This is a genomic window from Novosphingobium resinovorum (assembly GCF_001742225.1).
Taxonomy (GTDB): Bacteria; Pseudomonadota; Alphaproteobacteria; order Sphingomonadales; family Sphingomonadaceae; genus Novosphingobium; species Novosphingobium resinovorum_A.
The window spans coordinates 642,772-660,766 of the sequence record NZ_CP017075.1; the positions used below are offsets into that span (position 1 = coordinate 642,772).

Sequence of the window (17,995 nt, forward strand, 5' to 3'; positions counted from 1 at the left end):
CGTTGGGTGCCGCCCGTGTGCCGCTCAGGGCCGGGCCGCGCAGACGGCGAAACCGAGCGGTGGCATGGCGATCGAAACCGATCCCGGAGCGGTCGCCTTCATAGGGCATGCGGAGCCCGCAAGCGTCTGGAATTGCGCCGATTTCGGCTCAACCGCGAGGTTGCCTTCGACCGCCTCGGTGGAGGTGTTGAAGGCCAGCACGACCTCATTCCCGGTAGCCGGATCGAAGCGGGAGACCGCAAACAGCCCCGGCTTGTCGGACGCGGTGAGAACCTTGGTCATGCCGCCCGTCAGCGCCGGAGTCTGGCGGCGCAAGGTCGCGAGCTGCGCGATCAGCTTGTAGAGCGGGTGCGTCGGGTCGAAATGCTCGGCATTCGGGGCGCGGGTCGTGCCCAGCAGCGGTTCGTCCGTCAGGCGCAAGTCCTTGGAAGCAAACATATCCTGCCGCGACCACTGGTCTCCGCCATGGCCGATGAAACCTTGTTCGTCGCCGTAGTAGATCGTCGGCACACCGCGCAGCGTCAGCAGCATGGCATGGGCCAGCATCGAGCGCTTCAGCAGTTCGTCGTTGCTCGCAAGCGGTTTACCCAGCTTGAGGAACATCGGCAGGCGCCCGGCATCGTGGTTGCCCAGGAACGTCGGCAGCTGCAGCGCGCCCGCCTTGCCGCCCGCATAGAGGGCATCGTCGTCGAAGAGGCGCGCCAGCGTCTCGGTGCCACCATCCTTGGCGCCGCCGGCAGCATCGTCGACCGCCCGCATGAACGCGAAGTCGAGCACGCCCGGCAGGCCCGCATTGCGCGTCCATGAGGCGAGGAGGGCAGGGTCGTAATCGCCCGTCGCGACTTCGCCGAAAATATGGAAGTTGTTGATTCCCTTTGCCTTCGCGCGCTCCAGCATGGCGGGCACGAACTTCTGCCACAGCTCCGCGTTTACATGGCGCGCGGTGTCGATGCGGAAGCCGTCGATGCCGAAGCGGTCGATCCAGCTGCCGTAGATCTCGATCATCCCATCGACCACGCGCGGGTTCTCGGTGGCGAGGTCGTCGAGGCCGACGAAGTCGCCGTACTGCGCGCTCTCGCCCTTCCAGTCGGTGTTGCCGCGGTTGTGGTAGTAGATCGGATCGTTGAGCCAGGCGGGGACTTTGACGTCCTTCTCCGCCTTGGGCACGACGGGGGTGTAGGCGAACGAGGGATCGGTCAGTTTCGCCCAGTTCTCAGGCGTTTGCACCGTTTCTCCAAGGAAACCGGGGTTGATCGCCGGACCCTTCACGCCGCCCCGGGTCGAGAACGGATAGTCCGCCTTGGAACGATAGGGATACCCCTGCGAGACCCCTTCCTTGTACTGGATCACGTCCGCCGTGTGGTTGACGATGATGTCCATGTAGACCTTCATGCCCCGGGCATGCGCGGCCTCGACGAGCGCCTTGAAGTCCTCGTTGGTGCCGAAGTGCGGATCGACAGCCGTGAAATCGGTGATCCAGTAGCCGTGGTATCCCGCGCTCTCGTTGCCCTTGGGGCCTTGCACCGGCTTGTTCTTGAAGATCGGCCCGACCCACAGTGCGCTGGCGCCGAGGCCCTGGATGTAATCCAGCCGCGCGGTCAGGCCCTTGAGGTCGCCGCCGTGGTAGAACGCCTTGTCGGTGGGGTCGAAGCCGGTCTGCAGCTTGCCGCCTTTGAGGCCGCTCCCAAGACCGCCTTCGTCGTTGGCGGTGTCACCGTTCTCGAAACGGTCGGGCAGGACGAAATAGATCACTTCCTGCTCGGGCGTGCGGGCGCGCATGTCCTCGACCGTCCCGGCGAACGCGCCGCCGCTGGAGAGGGCCAGCGCGAGGGCCGAGAGAGAAGGTATCAGGCGGTTCATCACAGGCGATCTCCGGATGGCCGTCGGGGAAGGGTAGGCGGAACCGTCGAAGGGAGGGATAACTTCGACGGTTCCGCCGGTGTGGCGCCGTTGAGGAGGAGGAGGGTTCCATCGCGGCGCCGGGGGAGTTAGAACTTATACGTGAAACCGGCCAGGAAACGGCGGCCGTACGTCTGGTAGTCGATGACCTCGCGGCTATCGCCCGGGTTGGTCGTGATGAACGGCGCATTGGTCAGGTTCTGCCCCTGCACGTAGAGCGACAGGCCCTCCAGCGCGCTACCGGCCTGGAAGTCGTAGCCGATCTGCGCGTCCACGATCGTTTCCGCAGCCGCGCGGCGGCGTACGCGGTTGGCGGCGAAGCCGGAGACTTCACCCAGGAACGTCGAACGGTAGCGCACCGAACCGCGTGCGTTGAAGCCCCACTTCTCGAAGTAGGCGGTGCCGTTGGCGACCCACTTCGAATAGCCCGGCAGATCGCCCGAGGGCGAGTCCGGCGTCGCCTGGATCTTGCTCTTGGTATAGGCGACCGAGCCGGTCACGCCGAAGCCTTCGAGTGCCGGAATGATGGTCTCGAACGGCAGGGTGGTGGCGATTTCGACGCCGTAGAGCTTGCCGCCCTTGCCGTTGACCGGGATCGTGTACTGCGCGGTCGGCGACAGCACCACGCCTGCGCCCGGGTCCTGCAGCGCGAGGCTGTCGGTGGGCACGGTGGACTGCTGGTTGTAGATGTAGCTCTTCAGGTCCTTCCAGAAGAACTGCGCCGCGATCACGCCCTTGCCGCCGAAGTACTGCTCGAACGTCAGGTCGAGCGCATTGGCGCGCCAGGGACGCAGGTATGGGTTGCCGGACTCGCCGGTGACCTGGGCCACGTTGCCGGTGATCGTGTAGTCGAACTTCTCCGAGGCGCGCATGTCGTCGAGGCGCGGGCGGATGATCTCGCGCGCGGCGGCGAAGCGGATCACGGTGTCGCTCGGGAAGCGCAGCGAGAGGTTGAGGCTGGGCAGCACGTCGAGATAGTCGGTGCTGACCTTGCGGACGCGGGCGCCGATGTTGGGCGAGCCGTTCGGGTTCACCGGCGGCTGCAGCAGGATGGCACCGGCGCCGACCGAGTTCTGGTCGGTCCACTGCGCCTGCACGCCGAAGTTGCCGGTCAGGTGCGCCGAGCCGATGTCGGCATCGAGGTTCCCCTGGATATAGCCGGTCATCAGGCGCTCGCGGATGGCGTAGCTCTTGACGATGACGTCGCCGTAGGGGTTCGCGACAAGGTTATAGATGCCGTCTCGCACCAGCGCTGCCGGATCGTAGCTGACGACCGGACCGAGGCCGAGGTAGCTGAGCTGCGTCTCGCCCTTGAGGCGGTATTCCTCGGGGATGGTGACGCTGGTGAGGCCATCGGTATTGGCCTTCAGGCCGAGGAAATACTCTTCCGGAACCAGCGTCTTGGAGCGGTTGGTGTAGTTCCAGCCGACCTGGAACGAGTGGAGCAGGCCGCTCTCGAACTCGTGCTCGACCTCGACCCGGTACTGCCACAACTCATCCTTGATGTGGCGATTGTTGTAGTAGCCGTCCTGCCCGTTGAGGATCTTGGTGCCGTCCACGGCGGTCTGATCGCCGCCCCAGCCCTGCGGGCCGGTCAGCAGGATCAGGTTGTAGTCGCCGTAGTTGAGGCTGGGCGAGAACACCGCGCCCTTGTCGGTCATGGTGAAGCCGATGCTGTCGAGCGCGCCGATCGTGTTGCGGCCGGTCCCGGCCAGTGTCTCGATGGTCAGTTCGCTGCGGTCGGTCTTGGAATAGCTGACGTCGAAGAACGCCTTCCAGCCGTCGTCGCCTTCCCACTTGGTGTTCCAGCCGAACGAATAGAGCTTCGCGTGGCGCTGGAACAGGTCGTTGCGCACCACGCTCTTGACGCCGTTGAAGGTGCCCGAGGTGACCATGCCGTCCGTCACCGTCGCATTGGCGAGCGAGGCAGTGTCGGGGTCGTAGTACAGCGGCAGTTCGATGCCGCGCTTGACCTGGTTGTCCTTGAAGTTCGAGTAGAACCCGTCGAGCGTCATCGTCAGGTTCGGCGTCGGCTTCCACTGCAGCGTGCCGTTGAGGCCGAGGCGCTTGAGCGTGGTCGAGGTCACGTAGGACTTGGAGCCGCCGATGACCTTGTCGCCTTCGGGCGTGTCGGCATAGCCCCAGGAGTTGAATTCCTGGACCTGATAAGGCTCGTTCAGATAGCTGGCGCCCAGCGCGATGCCGATGGTGTCATCGGCGAACTGGTCCACGTACGTGGCGTTGAGGCGGTAGCCCTTGTCCTTGGAGCCCGCGTTCAGCTTGCCGAGATCGGCATAAGTGCCGCGCGCGCCGACCGAGATGACGCGCTTGCCGGTGTCGAGCGGACGGATCGTGCGCATGTCGACGGTGCCCGACAGGCCCTGGCCGACGAGGCTGGCCATCGGCGTCTTGTAGACGTTGACGGCGCTGACGACTTCGGACGGATACTGATCGTATTCGACCGCGCGGTTGTCGCCGGTCGAGGTCTGCTCGCGGCCGTTCAGCAGCGTGGTCGAGAAGTCCGGCGCGAAGCCGCGGATGGCGATCGAGTTCGAGCGGCCGTTGACGCGCTGCGAGGTCAGGCCTGGCAGGCGGGCGATCGATTCCGCGATCGAGGCGTCAGGCAGCTTGCCGATGTCTTCGGCCGAGACGCTCTCGACGATCTGCTCGGCGTTGCGCTTCTGGTTGATCGCGTTGAGCAGCGATGCGCGGTAGCCGGTGACGACGATGGTGTCGGCGCTGGCGTTGTCCTCCGCCGGGGCGGCGTCCTGCGCCCACGCTGCGGCAGGAAGGGCAGCCGCGATCATGGCGGCGGCGATGGCCATGCGGGACGAAGTGCCCGCGGCCGAAAACTCGTTACGAAGCGACATGAAGTGTCCTCCCCTGTTCTGGCCGGGACAGCACACCTGGCGCCCGGCATCTCCTCCTGATGAGCCCGTGCATTTCTGCCGCGACTCCATTCGACCCCCTCTGCTTAAGGCGGTCCTACGTTGCGCATAATATGGCATACGTATACGTAGATGCCGGAGGGAAACGCGGCGTGTCTTCCGTGCAACGATCAGGATACCGCGTAATTACGTGATTATATGAAGTTAGCTACCTGGTACTGTGGCATTGTTGCGGCGCAGCATCGGGTGGAGGAGACCATGGGACGCAAGCCGACCAACCGCCCGACCAGCTTCGACATCGCCTATCGCGCCGGTGTCTCGCAGCCCACCGTCAGCCGCGCGCTGCGGGGGAGCAAGTCGGTCAGCGCCGCTACGCGCGAGCGGATCGAGGCGATCGCGCGCGAGTTGAACTACTCGGTGGACAAGAACGCCTCGTCGCTGCGGTCGCAGCGTTCGAACACGATCGCGCTGCTGTTCTTCGAGGAACAGTCGCCCGACGATTCCAAGATCAACCCGTTCTTCCTCGCCATGCTCGGCGCGATCACGCGCGAGTGCGCCAGCCGGGGGCTGGACCTGCTGATCTCGTTCCAGAAGCTGGAGGACGACTGGCACGTGCGCTATCAGGACAGCCACCGCGCCGACGGCCTGATCCTGCTCGGCTACGGGGACTATACGCTTTACGAGAGCCGTCTGCGCCAACTGGTCGGGCAGGGCACGCACTTCGTGCGCTGGGGCAGCGTGGACGAGGTCAATATCGGGGCGACGGTCGGTTCCGACAACCTCGGCGCGGGGCGGCTGGCTGGGGAGCATCTGCTCGGCCTTGGCCGTCGGCGCATCGTCTTTCTCGGGCAGGCGGATGAGCATTATCCCGAGTTTGCCGATCGTTACCGGGGGCTGTGCGAGGCGCTCGGCGAGGCGGGGGTGACGGTGGACCCGCGCTTGCAACGCGACGTGGTAAACCTCGAGGACATGGGCCATGCGGCGATGCGCGAGGTGATTGGCGAAGGGGTGATTTTCGACGCCGTCTTCGCGGCCAGCGACCTCATCGCCATCGGCGCCATGCGCGCGCTGGGCGAGGCGGGCCTGTCGATCCCCGGCGACGTGGCGGTGATGGGCTTCGACGACCTTCCCGCTGCCAGCATGACCAACCCGCCGCTGACCACGATGATGCAGGACCTCAGGCGCGCCGGAGAAATTCTGGTCGAGACGCTGGCCGACCAGATCGCGGACCGCGCGGCGCCCTCGCGCACGCTGCCGGCGCGTCTGGTGGTGCGGCGAAGCACGGCGGGGTAGCGTAGTTAGGCAGGTGCCTTGTCGAGGGGGCTTCGACAAGCTCAGCCTGAGCGGGAAGGAACGGGTGCCGGTTTCATCCGGATCAGCTTGGGCATGACCGGCTAGGCATTCGTATGCATGTTGTCGCATCCGGCGCATCGTGCAAGGCGGGCGGACTGCGCGGCGTCAAGTCCGCGAGCTTAGGGAAGGGATGCGATGACGGACATGGCTTCGGAGAAACCCCGGCAGGGCTGGGCGGGGCTGTGGAACATCAGCTTCGGGTTCTTCGGCATCCAGATCGGCTTCGCGCTGCAGAACGCCAACATGAGCCGCGTCTTCCAGTCGCTGGGCTCGGGGATCGATGATCTCCCCGCGCTCTGGGTCGCCGCGCCGCTGACCGGCCTGCTGGTCCAGCCCATCGTCGGTCACATGTCAGACCGGACGTGGCTGGGGCGCCTCGGTCGTCGCCGTCCCTATTTCCTGGCGGGCGCGGTGCTGGCGACGATCGCGCTGCTGGCGATGCCGGAGAGCGCCGGATCCTCGTCGGGCCTGCTGATGGCGGCGCTGCTGCTGTGGATGCTCGACGCCAGCCTCAACGTCTCGATGGAGCCCTTCCGCGCCTTCGTGGGCGATATGCTGCGCAAGGATCAGCACACGGCGGGCTATGCCGTGCAGACCGCCTTTATCGGCGCGGGCGCGGTGGTGGGGTCGCTGTTTCCTTATGCGCTGGAGCACTTCGGCGTCTCCAACGCGGCGGCGCTCGGCGAGATTCCCGATACGGTACGCTACAGCTTCTGGGCAGGGGGACTGGCGCTGCTGGCTGCCGTGCTCTGGACGGTGCTGACGACGCGCGAATACTCGCCCGAGGAGCAAGCGGCGTTCGGGGATGCGCAGGAGGCGGAGGGCGCCAGTGCTGCTGCACTCGCCGGGCGCCCGATCTGGAACGGGTTGCCGTGGATCGTCGCCGGTGCTGTCGTTGCGGCGCTCGTCAAGGCATGGGCTCTGGAGAAGGAAGTCTATCTCCTCGCCGCGCTCCTCGCAGGCTACGGCATCGCCATCATGGCCGCTATCGGCCTTGCGCGCTCGGGCCGCAGTGCTTCGATGCTGGCAGGGATCGTCGGTGACTTCGCGGGAATGCCGCCGCTGATGAAGCGGCTCGCCTTCGTGCAGTTCTTCAGCTGGTCGGCGCTGTTCATCATGTGGATCAACACGACGCCGGTAGTGGCGCAGTACCACTTCGGATCGGCCGACCCCGCGAGTGCTGCCTATCAGGAAGCGGGCAACTGGGTCGGCGTGTTGTTCTCGGTCTACAACGGCGTGGCGGCTATCGCCGCGCTGGCGCTGCTGCCGATGCTTTCGGCCCGGCTGGGCAAGGCGCGGACGCATGCGCTGTGCCTCGTGGCGGGAGCGCTGGGCTTTGCCGGGTTCCTGCTGCTGCGCGATCCCAAGGCCCTGATCGCGTGCGAGATCGGCATCGGCATCGCCTGGGCCTCGATCCTCGCGATGCCTTACGCCATCCTCGCGAGCAGCCTGCCGCAGTCGAAGCTCGGCATCTACATGGGCCTGTTCAACGTCTTCGTGGTGCTGCCGCAACTGCTGGTCGCGACGGTGATGGGCTCGATCATGAAGGCCTTCTTTCCCGGCGAGCCGATCTGGACGATGGCCTTCGCAGCGGGCACTCTGCTGGTCGCGGCGCTCGCCTCGCTGAGAATTGGTGCGGAGACATAATTGCGCGGGTTCTCGTAATATTCCGTCTTCGCGCTGCATCGATATTGCTCTAGGAGCGTTGTCAAAGATCAGGCAGCCAGAGGAGAGGAACCCATGCGCGCCACCCCCGATTTCGACTTCGCTCTGGGCGAAAGCGCGCAGATGATCCGCGAAAGCGTTTCGCGCTTCGCTGACGAGCGGATCGCCCCCATCGCCGCGAAAGTGGACGCCGAAGACTGGTTCCCCCGCGATCTCTGGCCCGAGATGGGCGCGCTGGGCCTCCATGGCCTGACGGTCGAGGAGGAGTGGGGCGGCATCGGCCTGGGCTATCTCGAACACGTCATCGCGGTGGAGGAGGTCAGCCGCGCATCGGCCTCGGTCGGGCTGTCCTACGGCGCGCATTCGAACTTGTGCGTCAACCAGATCCGCCGTTGGGGCACCGAGGAACAGAAGGCGAAGTATCTGCCGAAGCTGATCTCGGGCGAGCACATCGGCAGCCTCGCCATGTCCGAGGTGGGCGCCGGGTCCGACGTCGTCGGCATGAAACTGCGCGCCGATGCGGTTACTGGAGGCTTCCGCCTCAACGGCACCAAGTTCTGGATCACCAACGGCACTTATGCCGATACCCTGGTCGTCTATGCCAAGACCGGCGAGGGCTCCAAAGGCATCACCGCCTTCCTGATCGAGAAGGGCATGCCGGGCTTCTCCATCGGCCAGAAGATCGACAAGATGGGCATGCGCGGTTCGCCCACGTGCGAGCTGGTGTTCGACGACTGCCTGGTGCCGGAAGAGAACGTCATGGGGCCGCTGCACGGCGGCGTCGGCGTGCTGATGAGCGGGCTCGACTATGAGCGGGTGGTGCTGGCGGGCCTTCAACTTGGCATCATGCAGGCATGCCTCGACACCGTCATTCCCTACCTTCGCGAGCGCAGGCAGTTCGGCAAGCCGATCGGCGCGTTCCAGCTGATGCAGGCCAAGGTCGCGGACATGTACGTCGCGCTGCAGTCCGCGCGCGCCTACGTCTATGCCGTGGCGCGCGCCTGCGATGCCGGGCAGACCACGCGCTTCGACGCAGCGGGCGCGATCCTGCTGGCGAGCGAGAACGCCTTCCGCGTCTCGGGCGAGGCGGTGCAGGCACTGGGCGGCGCAGGCTATACCAAGGACTGGCCGGTCGAACGCTACCTGCGCGATGCCAAGTTGCTCGACATCGGCGCAGGCACGAACGAAATCCGCCGCATGCTCATCGGCCGCGAACTGATCGGCGCAGGCTGATCTATTCGGTCAGACTGCGGCGCACGTAGTCCTCGAAGCTCGCAGGTTCGCGGCCGAGCAGCCAGCGCAGCGCGCCGGGGTTGCCCCGGCCGCCACTGCGGGCCTGCCAGGCGTTGAGGCGCGTGACCGCATCGGCGACGTAAGCAAAGGCAGGGCCTGCCGCTTCCAGTCCGGCGACGAGCTGTGCGACGGGGAGTTCCCCAGCAGTCACCGATCGTCCGCTCACTGTGGTGACGAGGGCTGCGATCTCCGCCGTGCTCAGCGCCTCGTCGCTTGCCAGATCGTAAGTCGCGAGGGCATGGCCGTCCTCGCTCGCGACCTTGGCGACCACATCCGCCAGATCGGCCATGTCGAGATAGCCCTGCCGCGTCGTGAGCGCAAAGGGCAGGTCCAGCGCACCGGCTTCCAGCACGGCGGCGACATCGATGTTCTGCATGTAGGTCTGCGGGCGCAGCACCGTCCATTGGAGGCCGGATTCCGCGAGGTATGCCTCGACCGCCAGCTTGGCGGCATGACCGGGCACGCTGGTGACTTGCGCATGCAGCGCCGAGACGTAGATGAAGCGCGAGACGCCCGCCGCCACCGCCGCGTCGATCATCCCGGTGCCCATCGCCGCTTCGCGCGGGTGGAAGGCGGGGGCGTAGTGGATGACGACGTCGATGCCCTCGACCGCCCGCGCACGGTCGGCAGGGTTTTCGAGATCGCCGGTCAGGCAGGTGATGGAATGGGCGCGGCGCGTGCCGGTGTCGAGATTGCCGGGCACCGTCTCGATCGCGCGCGACATGGCGATGCTGCCTTCGAGCGGGTCGACAACCAGTTCCACCGCGCGCTTCTTCTTGCCGCTGCCGGTGTCGAGGTTGCCGGGAACGGTTTCGATGGCGCGTGCCCTGGCGCTTCCCGTATCGAGATTTCCCGGGACCGTCTCGATGGCGCGCTTCCTGCTGGTGCCGGTATCGAGGTTGCCGGGAACAGTCTCGATGGCGCGTGCCTTGGCGCTGCCGGTGTCGAGATTGCCGGGGACCGTTTCGATCGCGCGCGCAGGCTCCTGTGGATAGCGGCACAGGCCCCGGATATCGGCGTCGGGATCGCGGCCGCGCAGTGCGTCGATCACATGACTGCCTGTCCGGCCCGTCGGTCCCACCACCAGAATGCGCATTGATTCCCTCCGTTTTTCCGCGCGACGCCCATACGCGGACGCCCGGCGCGAGAGAACTGACAAGTCCCGTTACCAGACTTGCGGTGCGCTCAGGCCGCGTCAATCCCCGGACCGGCAACCGGCACGATCGTCTGCGCGAGCCGCTCCACTTCCGCGCGGTCGTGGCTGACGTAGAGGATCGGCAGGCGCAGTTCGTCGCGAATGCGCTCGATCAGGCGCAGGATATCCTCGCGCCGCGCCACGTCGACCGATGCGAGTGGCTCGTCCATGAGCAGGAATTCGGGCGCGGACAGCAGCGCGCGCCCGATTGCGACACGCTGGGCCTCGCCGCCGGACAGCGTCGCGGGCATGCGGTCGAGCAATCCGGCGATGCCGAGCAGGTCGAGCGTATGATCCCAGTCGAGCGTCGAGCCCTCCCGGCGGCCGAACTCGAGGTTGCGGCGGACCGAGCGGTGGGGGAACAGGCGCAGGTCCTGGAAGACGTATCCGCAGCGCCGCTTCTCGGGCCGGAGGTCGATGCGCGCGGCGCTGTCGAACAGAGTGGCTCCGGCGACCGCGATGCGTCCCTCCGCCGGGCGCAGCAGGCCCGCGACGGCGTCGAGCAGGCTGGTCTTGCCTGCACCGGAGGGGCCGAACAGCGCCGTCAGGCCCGCTCCGGCGACGAAGGCATAGTCCATCCGCCGCTCGCCGCGTTTCAGGGTGAGGGCGACGTCAAACGACATGGCGACCCCGCTCCTGCCCGCTGCGCCGGGCGAGCCATTCGGACAGCACCAATGCCGCGACCGACAGCGCGACCGAAAGTCCCGCGAGACGCGCCACCTGCAGGTCGGAGCCGGGCACCTGCAGCGCGCTGTAGATCGCCAGCGGCAGGGTCTGCGTCTCGCCCGGGATGTTGGAGGCGAAGGTGATGGTCGCGCCGAACTCCCCGACCGAGCGCGCGAAGCCGAGCACCAGCGCCGCCAGCACCCCATTGGCGCTGAGAGGCAGGGTGACGGTGACGAAGGTGCGCCACGGCCCCGCGCCGAGCGTGCGCGCGGCGCTCTCCAGTCGGCGGTCGACCGCTTCCAGCGAGAGGCGCATCGCGCGCACCATCAGCGGCAGCGCCATCACGGCGGCGGCCAGCGCCGCGCCGGTCCAGCGGAACAGGAAGGTCAGGCCGAGCGTGCGCTCTAGGAAGCCGCCGAGCAGGGCGTTCGGGCTGAAGGCCAGCAGCAGCAGCCAGCCGGTCACGACCGGCGGCAGCACCAGCGGCAGATGGACCATCGCATCGACCAGCACCTTGCCCGGAAAGCGCCAGCGCGCCAGCACCCAGGCGAGCGCGAAGGACACCGGCAGCGCCGCCGCTATGGCGACACCGCCGACCTTGAGCGAGAGAACCAGTATCTCCCATTCGGCCGGTGAAAGCGGGTTCACCTGTGGCTTACTTCGTCCCGAAGCCGAAGCGGCGGAACAGCGCCTTGCCCTCGGCCGAGATCAGGTAGCGGCGGAATCCCTCGCCTTCCGGGTTGCGGGAGGAGGAAAGGGTGGCGACCGGGTAGCTGATCGGGTCGTGGCTCGCGGGCGGGAAGGTGCCGACCACGCGCACGCCGGGATCGGCGCGGGCGTCCGTCGCGTAGACGATGCCGAGCGGCGCGGCGCCCCGGCTCACCAGAGCGAGCGCGCCGCGCACACTGTCCCCCGGGGCGAGCCGGTCCTGAACCGAGGGCCACACGCCCAGCCGGGTCAGCGCCTGCTTGCCGTAGATGCCCGCCGGAACGCCCGCAGGGTCGGCGATCGCCAGCCGCCCGTTGCCGAGCGCCCTGGCCAGCGGCATGCCGCGCCCGATCCGCAGGCGGATAGTGCTGGCGCGCGGGGCGATCAGCACGAGGTCGTTGCGCAGGAATGAGACGCGCGTGCCCTTGCGCACCAGTCCCTTGCCCTGCACGTCGTCCATCCACGGCTCGTCGGCGGAGACGAACAGGTCCGCCGGAGCGCCCGAGGCGATCTGGCGGGCAAGCGCGGAGGACGCGGCGAACGAGATGCGCGGGCGCGGATGCCCCTTGCGCGCCCAGGCGTCGGCGGCGGCGTTCATCGATTCCTGCAGGCTCGCCGCGGCCAGCACCAGCGGCGGTTGTCCGCCCGAAGCCGCGCTAACGGGAGCGGCGGCTCCGTACAGGACGGCCAGGACCGCCAGCAGCAGGGCCACGAACTTGCGCATCACAAATCTCCGGGAAGGCGTATTGTATTCGACAGTATATCGCGTGTGGTCGATTGCAAGCCGGGCGCGGTAAGGCGCCGTTCAATCCTTCTGCGAGGCGCGCGGCTCGGGCAGCAGGCGTGCGGCGAGCGCGTCGTAGTCGGGACCGCGCGCGGCGTGCGCGATGCCATCCTGCAAGGCGCGGTAGTGGGCGAGCACCGCCTCTCCGAGTTCGGTCAGCCGCGCGCCGCTCGTCGCCGCGCGGCCGGGGGCGGTCTGGACCAGCGGGGCATCCCAGCAGCGGTTCATGACATCGACCAGAAGCCACGCCCGGCGGTAGCTCATCGCCATCGCGCGCCCTGCGGCGGAGATCGATCCGTGTTCGCGGATTGCATCGAGAAGGTCGGCCTTTCCCGGTCCCATCGCGATCTCGTCGCCGGAATGGATCTGGATCTTGATCTTCAGGCGCGGGTGAGCGGTCATGGCCCCGTTCCTAGGCCGCGCTTGCGTCGGCAGCAAGATGGCGGAGAGCTTAACCGCCGATGATCCGTCGCGCCGCCCGAATCACCTCGGCGCGGCGGCGGAACAGCCGGACGGAAAACCGGCGCAGGGGCGACGGTCGCGTCGTCGTTCTCCGTGCGGTCCGCGAGATTCGCCGCAGCCGCGTTCTGTTGCTGCTGCCCTGCGGCGAAACCGGTATCCCGGACTTGCGCAACGATTGCAGTTGGACCGCATTTCCGGGGCTTGCGATCGTTTTGCACCGCAATAACGCCCTCCACCTTCTTAGTGCGGATATTTCACCAATCGGTACGAAAATTACCTTCGTTATGAGTATAATATCGCTGCCGCATTGGGGATTAAAATGATGTGAGGCATTCGGGATATTCTGGAACAAAGCGACGGATTCTGGTAGAACTTGTCCCAGCAAAGAAATCGGAGTGACGTCAACAGGCGCACCCTTTCGGGATTGATCCGGGCGGCCATGGCGCGGGAACCACGCGTGACAACCGCCTCGACCATTTGAGGATGCGTTATGAAGGTCGCTGACGACAATATTCTCCGTTTCGAACGTATCCCTGATAGCGGACGCGATTTCTCCACGCGCCTGTCGGCGGGCATGGTCTACGCCGCAGAGCGCATGGACCGTGGTGAGGAGCATGACGGGCGCGGCCTGACGATCGCGATCCTGCTTTGCATGGCCTGCTGGGCCGCGCTTGGGTACTTCCTTCTGGCCTGACCGTTCGTGCCGCGTCCGATGGCGCGGCTCCGGACTGTTTTACCTACCGCCGCAAGCTCACGTCCGCGTCCGAGGTCATCTGCGCAGCACGCGCCTTGTGCATGTCGGCAAGCGGTGATCGTCGCCCCGGCGTTCCTGAAAAGCCTGTCCCGATCGTGTGAGAAGAGATACTGAACACGGCTATTGTTCGGCAATGGCTGGAGGCTCGGTGGGTCGCTTGAACGATCGTATCCTGCTCCTTGAAGGGGTGCACAATTTCCGCGATGCGGGCGGCTATGCGGTTGCTGCGGGCGGGAAGATGAAGTGCGCGGTGGTGTGGCGATCCGGCCAGCATCACGGTGCAAGCGATACAGACCTCGAGCATATCGCCGCGCTTGGGCTCACGAGCGTCTTCGACTTGCGGACGTCCAGGGAACGGAGTGTGCATCCCTGCCGCCGCCCCCAGACATTCGCCGCGCGAGTGTTCTTCGCCAACGATCCGGACTTGCGCCACGCCCCGCATCTGGCCGCGGCGAAGACGACCCGGCAGCGTACCGCGCAGTCCACGCGCGAGAGCCTGACGCGCAATTACGGGGGCATCTGCTTCCGGCCTGAACTGCAGGCGATGATACGGGACTGGTTCGACGAACTGGCGCGGGGGCGGGGACCCAGCCTGGTCAATTGCATGGCGGGCAAGGATCGCACCGGGATTGCGGTCGCGATGCTGCACGCTGCGCTGGGTATCCACCGCGATGACATCATGGCGGACTATCTGCTCACCAACAGTGCCGGAAACGTCAAGGCGCGCATCGCCTCGGGTGCGGAGGCGATCCGGGCGATCACCGGCCAACTCGACGATGCCGTGCTGCAGGTGCTGATGGGCGTCGAGCCCGACTATCTGGAAGCCGCGTGGCAAGCGGTCGAGGAACGATACGGCACGTTCGATGCCTATCTGGAACAGGCGCTGGGCGTGGATGCCGTAAAGCGGGAACGAATGCTTGCGGCTCTTGTTGAGACTTGACATTGGCAACCAAATGGGTTATATGCCCCAGCATCCGGAGCGGTGCAGATCACATTGCTTCGGTGTATCGGGTCGGCGTCGTGGGCCGGGATGCGGTTTCAGCCGCGATCGCGCAAACCACGCGTCCATCGAAGACCCGGACTGTCTCTGCGCTACCGGAAACGCCGTCCATACGTTCCTGCGACACACGGCAGGACATGGGAGGGCCATCCCGGATAGCCTTCGGCCGATAACGATGCGAACCCTAACGACGGCCACATGGGACTTTCCGATGGAATACAGGTCGAGCCGGGCTGCACCGTGAGTTACCCGGCCGCTCGCCAGAGCTTCACGGAAAACAAAACCCCGCGTCCCTGCTTGGACGCTCCCGACGCCGACCCGATGTTCACTTCGGATGCGTTGATTTCCCCGGCGTAATGGCCCGCACTCGCCAGCGGGTATTTCCGCGTGCGCTAACTGCACGCCCAACCTCGTCATCCCAGCGAAAGCTGGGACCGCTGGCCTGTTACGGCCAACTATCGTTCAAACGCCCTGTCGAGGGTTGGGCTTTGCGCGGCCAGCGGTCCCAGCCTTCGCTGGGATGACGACGTTGGGGATCCGACGTTGGGGATGGCGACGCGCGTGCATCCTTCCCACGGGGGGAGTAACTTATGCCAGAAACGCCTGCACATCGCCCATGAACCGGTCGAACTGGTCGTGGTGGAGCCAGTGCCCGGCGTTCTCGTACTCGATCAGCCGCGCGCTCGGGAAGAACTCCATCCGTCCGTCGCCTGCCGGGCTGGCGGCGAAGCTGTCCTTGCCCCACAGCATCAGCGTGGGACAGGTTATCGCCCGCCACAGTTCGACGATGTGATCGGTGGGCAGGTCCGAGGCGGTCCAGACGTTCAGGTAATTGTCGAACTTCCAGCTCCAGGTGCCGTCCTCGTTGCGGGTGGCGCCATGGATGGTGAGATGGCGGGCCTGTTCGTCGGTGAGGAAGCCGTTTTCCTCCTTCATGCGCTGGTAGGCGTCGCGCAGGGAGGCGTACTTGCGTACCGTGCGAGCCGAGGCCTTGCGCTTGTCTTCCACCCACTTGCGCAGGCGCGGCCCCGCGCCCTCGCTCTCCTGCGCGCGATGCTTGGCCGGCGGCGGGCCGAGGCCCTCGATGTTGACGAACTTCGCCACTTTCTCGGGGAACAGCCCGGTGAAGCGCGTCGCGATGTTGCCGCCCAGAGAGTGCGCTACGATCGTCACCTGCTCGTGCCCGAGGGTATGCACCAGCTGCGCGAAGTCGTAGACGAAGGCGTCCATGATGCCGGCGTTTGGGATGGTGACACGCGCGCATCCGTGGCCGCGCAGGTCCGGACAGATGACGTGCCAGTCGCGGCGCAGTTCCTCGGCCACCCAGTCCCAGCTGCGGCAGTGGTCGCGCCCGCCATGCTGCAGGATCAGCGGCGGGGCATCGGAATTGCCCCAATCGACATAGTGCAGGCGCAGGCGCTGCGAGACGAAACGGTTCGAGGTGGGGCCGAGCTGGTTCTTCATCCTCGTTGGATGGGGACGCGCGCCGCACAGGTCAATCCAAGGGCGAATTTGCGGGGATGAAAGTAATGCTTTTCCGCCGCAGCGCTTGGCGAGCGAGGCGCAAGGCCCTATCTCGCGGGCCAAGGATTTCACGCGAGAGTTACGAAATGGCGACCACGCACAAGACCCGCATGCTCATCATCGGTTCCGGCCCGGCCGGACTTTCCGCCGCCATCTACGGCGCGCGCGCGGGGATGGAGCCGATCGTGGTGCAGGGCCTGCAGCCCGGCGGCCAGCTGACCATCACCACCGACGTCGAGAACTACCCCGGCTTCCGCGAGGTCATCCAGGGCCCCTGGCTGATGCAGGAGATGGAAGCGCAGGCGGTCCACGTCGGCACCCGCATGATGTGGGACACGATCACCAACGTCGATCTTTCGGGCGACACCTTCATCGCGACCGGTGACGGCGGCGATATCTACGAAGGCGACACCCTCGTCATCGCCACCGGCGCGCAGGCCAAGTGGCTGGGCGTCCCCGGCGAGCAGGAACTTTCGGGCAAGGGCGTCTCGGCCTGCGCGACCTGCGATGGGTTCTTCTATCGCGGCAAGAAGGTGGTCGTGATCGGCGGCGGCAACACCGCGGTTGAGGAAGCGCTCTACCTCACCAACCACGCGACCGAGGTGGTGCTGGTGCACCGCCGCGATTCGCTGCGTTCGGAGAAGATCCTGCAGGATCGCCTCTTCGCGCACCCCAAGATCACGACGGTCTGGAACAAGAAGGTCGACCGCTTCCTCGCGGGTGAGAACGGCGCCCTGCGCGCTCTAGCGCTGATCGACACCGAGACCGGCGAGCAGAGCGAGCTGCTGGCCGACGGCGCCTTCGTCGCGATCGGCCACGCGCCCGCGACCGAGCTGTTCAAGGGCAAGCTGGCGATGGACGACACCGGCTATCTGATCGTCGAGCCGGGCACCCCCAAGACCGCCATTCCCGGCGTCTTCGCGGCGGGCGACGTGTCGGACCATGTCTACCGTCAGGCGATCACCGCTGCGGGCGTGGGCTGCATGGCCGCGCTCGATGCCGAGCGGTATCTCGCGCACAAGCTGCACCTGGCGGGAATTACGGAGACGGTGCAGGGGTGATTTCGGGGGGAGGGCAATGCTCTCCCCGTTCCCAGCAAAACGCCCGTCATCCCAGCGAAGGCTGGGACCGCTGGAAAATCTTTAGGCGTGAGCCAGCGTCAGGGCACTTCGACGATAGGTTTCGCCTCAAGCACTGCCAGCGGTCCCAGCTTTCGCTGGGATGACGGGTGCTTGTATGCCCTGGCGCGGTGTTACTCGGTCAGGCTCGGCCCGAGCGAGGGATCGAGGTCGCGCGGGCGCACCAGATGCGTCAGCCGACCGCAGCCTTCGCGCAAGTCAGACCAGTGCTCTATGTCCAGTTCCACCACCGCATAGGCAGCGGTGGGGAACTTGTCCTCAACCACATCGCGCAACGGACTGGAGCCATCATCCGGCACGAGGTCGAAGATCAGATCCTCCAGCCCCGGATTATGCCCGACCAGCAGGATCGAGCGCGGGTCCGTTTCCTGATCTTTCAGCACATCGATCAACGCTGCCGAACTGGCGAGGTAGATGCGCCGGTCCCAGGTGACGGGCGGCGTCTCTCCGGCCGCTTCACCGGCAAGCTCGATCGTCTGCGTGACGCGCACGGCGGGCGAGGCGAGGATGTAGCGCCAGCCTACACCGTGTTCGAGGATGTGCTTGCCCATGACACCCGCCCCGACCCGCCCGCGCTTGTTGAGCGGGCGGTCGAAGTCGCGCAGACGGGCATCGGTCCAGTCCGATTTGGCGTGACGGAAGATGCCGAGGATTTTCATGGGGCC

General features: G+C 66.3%; 16 protein-coding genes. 7 read left to right on the forward strand and 9 right to left on the reverse strand.

The window, feature by feature from the left end; translation table 11 throughout:
- Positions 1-24 precede the first annotated feature (24 nt).
- Both BES08_RS02860 and BES08_RS02865 read right to left on the reverse strand, forming a co-directional pair.
- Positions 25-1,860, reverse strand: coding sequence for an alpha-amylase family glycosyl hydrolase (locus BES08_RS02860; RefSeq protein WP_069707674.1), 1,836 nt, complete (start codon positions 1,858-1,860; stop codon positions 25-27).
- A 128-nt stretch (positions 1,861-1,988) separates the two neighbouring features.
- Entirely contained in the window at positions 1,989-4,769 is a 2,781-nt protein-coding gene (locus BES08_RS02865) for a TonB-dependent receptor (RefSeq protein WP_231958143.1), read from the reverse strand.
- A 276-nt stretch (positions 4,770-5,045) separates the two neighbouring features.
- Between BES08_RS02865 and BES08_RS02870 the strand changes: the two genes are divergently transcribed.
- From BES08_RS02870 to BES08_RS02880, 3 genes are all read left to right on the forward strand, one after another.
- On the forward strand, positions 5,046-6,080 hold the full coding sequence (locus tag BES08_RS02870) for a LacI family DNA-binding transcriptional regulator (RefSeq protein ID WP_069709135.1): 1,035 nt from the start codon (positions 5,046-5,048) through the stop codon (positions 6,078-6,080).
- Positions 6,081-6,275: 195 nt separating this feature from the next.
- Entirely contained in the window at positions 6,276-7,787 is a 1,512-nt protein-coding gene (locus tag BES08_RS02875) for an MFS transporter (RefSeq protein WP_069707676.1), read from the forward strand.
- Positions 7,788-7,880: 93 nt separating this feature from the next.
- Positions 7,881-9,038: an isovaleryl-CoA dehydrogenase gene (locus BES08_RS02880; protein ID WP_069707677.1), complete on the forward strand. Its 1,158-nt coding sequence runs from the start codon at positions 7,881-7,883 to the stop codon at positions 9,036-9,038.
- 1 nt (position 9,039) lies between these two features.
- On the opposite strand, the gene BES08_RS02885 is transcribed toward BES08_RS02880, so the two are convergent.
- From BES08_RS02885 to BES08_RS02905, 5 genes are all read right to left on the reverse strand, one after another.
- On the reverse strand, positions 9,040-10,194 hold the full coding sequence (locus BES08_RS02885) for an NmrA family NAD(P)-binding protein (protein ID WP_069707678.1): 1,155 nt from the start codon (positions 10,192-10,194) through the stop codon (positions 9,040-9,042).
- A gap of 89 nt (positions 10,195-10,283) precedes the next feature.
- Positions 10,284-10,916, reverse strand: coding sequence for an ATP-binding cassette domain-containing protein (locus BES08_RS02890; protein WP_036522841.1), 633 nt, complete (start codon positions 10,914-10,916; stop codon positions 10,284-10,286).
- Positions 10,906-11,607 (reverse strand): molybdate ABC transporter permease subunit, encoded by a 702-nt coding sequence (gene modB, locus BES08_RS02895; RefSeq protein WP_069707679.1) that lies wholly within the window; start codon positions 11,605-11,607, stop codon positions 10,906-10,908. Before modB ends, BES08_RS02890 begins: the two co-directional genes overlap by 11 nt.
- Positions 11,608-11,614: 7 nt before the next feature.
- Positions 11,615-12,391, reverse strand: coding sequence for a molybdate ABC transporter substrate-binding protein (modA, locus tag BES08_RS02900; protein WP_069707680.1), 777 nt, complete (start codon positions 12,389-12,391; stop codon positions 11,615-11,617).
- A gap of 81 nt (positions 12,392-12,472) precedes the next feature.
- A complete protein-coding gene (locus tag BES08_RS02905; protein ID WP_036522849.1) occupies positions 12,473-12,853 on the reverse strand; it encodes a winged helix-turn-helix domain-containing protein in 381 nt (126 codons plus the stop codon).
- Positions 12,854-12,912: 59 nt separating this feature from the next.
- Between BES08_RS02905 and BES08_RS32630 the strand changes: the two genes are divergently transcribed.
- From BES08_RS32630 to BES08_RS02915, 3 genes are all read left to right on the forward strand, one after another.
- Positions 12,913-13,236 (forward strand): hypothetical protein, encoded by a 324-nt coding sequence (locus BES08_RS32630; protein WP_156799756.1) that lies wholly within the window; start codon positions 12,913-12,915, stop codon positions 13,234-13,236.
- 167 nt (positions 13,237-13,403) lie between these two features.
- Positions 13,404-13,607: a hypothetical protein gene (locus tag BES08_RS02910; protein WP_008832158.1), complete on the forward strand. Its 204-nt coding sequence runs from the start codon at positions 13,404-13,406 to the stop codon at positions 13,605-13,607.
- 208 nt (positions 13,608-13,815) lie between these two features.
- Positions 13,816-14,607 (forward strand): tyrosine-protein phosphatase, encoded by a 792-nt coding sequence (locus BES08_RS02915; RefSeq protein ID WP_231958145.1) that lies wholly within the window; start codon positions 13,816-13,818, stop codon positions 14,605-14,607.
- A gap of 648 nt (positions 14,608-15,255) precedes the next feature.
- On the opposite strand, the gene BES08_RS02920 is transcribed toward BES08_RS02915, so the two are convergent.
- Positions 15,256-16,131: an alpha/beta fold hydrolase gene (locus BES08_RS02920; protein ID WP_069707682.1), complete on the reverse strand. Its 876-nt coding sequence runs from the start codon at positions 16,129-16,131 to the stop codon at positions 15,256-15,258.
- 146 nt (positions 16,132-16,277) lie between these two features.
- Between BES08_RS02920 and trxB the strand changes: the two genes are divergently transcribed.
- On the forward strand, positions 16,278-17,252 hold the full coding sequence (gene trxB / locus BES08_RS02925; RefSeq protein WP_069707683.1) for a thioredoxin-disulfide reductase: 975 nt from the start codon (positions 16,278-16,280) through the stop codon (positions 17,250-17,252).
- A gap of 191 nt (positions 17,253-17,443) precedes the next feature.
- Here trxB and BES08_RS02930 read toward each other — a convergent pair whose 3' ends face one another.
- A complete protein-coding gene (locus BES08_RS02930) occupies positions 17,444-17,989 on the reverse strand; it encodes a SixA phosphatase family protein (protein WP_008832212.1) in 546 nt (181 codons plus the stop codon).
- Between the last annotated feature and the right edge of the window lie 6 nt (positions 17,990-17,995).

Bases quoted from the DNA above. Each gene is read 5' to 3' on its own strand.
- BES08_RS02860 (WP_069707674.1), bottom strand. From the start codon at position 1,860: ATGAACCGCCTGATACCTTCTCTCTCGGCCCTCGCGCTGGCCCTCTCC.
- BES08_RS02865 (WP_231958143.1), bottom strand. From the start codon at position 4,769: ATGTCGCTTCGTAACGAGTTTTCGGCCGCGGGCACTTCGTCCCGCATG.
- BES08_RS02870 (WP_069709135.1), top strand. From the start codon at position 5,046: ATGGGACGCAAGCCGACCAACCGCCCGACCAGCTTCGACATCGCCTAT.
- BES08_RS02875 (WP_069707676.1), top strand. From the start codon at position 6,276: ATGACGGACATGGCTTCGGAGAAACCCCGGCAGGGCTGGGCGGGGCTG.
- BES08_RS02880 (WP_069707677.1), top strand. From the start codon at position 7,881: ATGCGCGCCACCCCCGATTTCGACTTCGCTCTGGGCGAAAGCGCGCAG.
- BES08_RS02885 (WP_069707678.1), bottom strand. From the start codon at position 10,194: ATGCGCATTCTGGTGGTGGGACCGACGGGCCGGACAGGCAGTCATGTG.
- BES08_RS02890 (WP_036522841.1), bottom strand. From the start codon at position 10,916: ATGTCGTTTGACGTCGCCCTCACCCTGAAACGCGGCGAGCGGCGGATG.
- modA (WP_069707680.1), bottom strand. From the start codon at position 12,391: ATGCGCAAGTTCGTGGCCCTGCTGCTGGCGGTCCTGGCCGTCCTGTAC.
- BES08_RS02905 (WP_036522849.1), bottom strand. From the start codon at position 12,853: ATGACCGCTCACCCGCGCCTGAAGATCAAGATCCAGATCCATTCCGGC.
- BES08_RS32630 (WP_156799756.1), top strand. From the start codon at position 12,913: ATGATCCGTCGCGCCGCCCGAATCACCTCGGCGCGGCGGCGGAACAGC.
- BES08_RS02910 (WP_008832158.1), top strand. From the start codon at position 13,404: ATGAAGGTCGCTGACGACAATATTCTCCGTTTCGAACGTATCCCTGAT.
- BES08_RS02920 (WP_069707682.1), bottom strand. From the start codon at position 16,131: ATGAAGAACCAGCTCGGCCCCACCTCGAACCGTTTCGTCTCGCAGCGC.
- trxB (WP_069707683.1), top strand. From the start codon at position 16,278: ATGGCGACCACGCACAAGACCCGCATGCTCATCATCGGTTCCGGCCCG.
- BES08_RS02930 (WP_008832212.1), bottom strand. From the start codon at position 17,989: ATGAAAATCCTCGGCATCTTCCGTCACGCCAAATCGGACTGGACCGAT.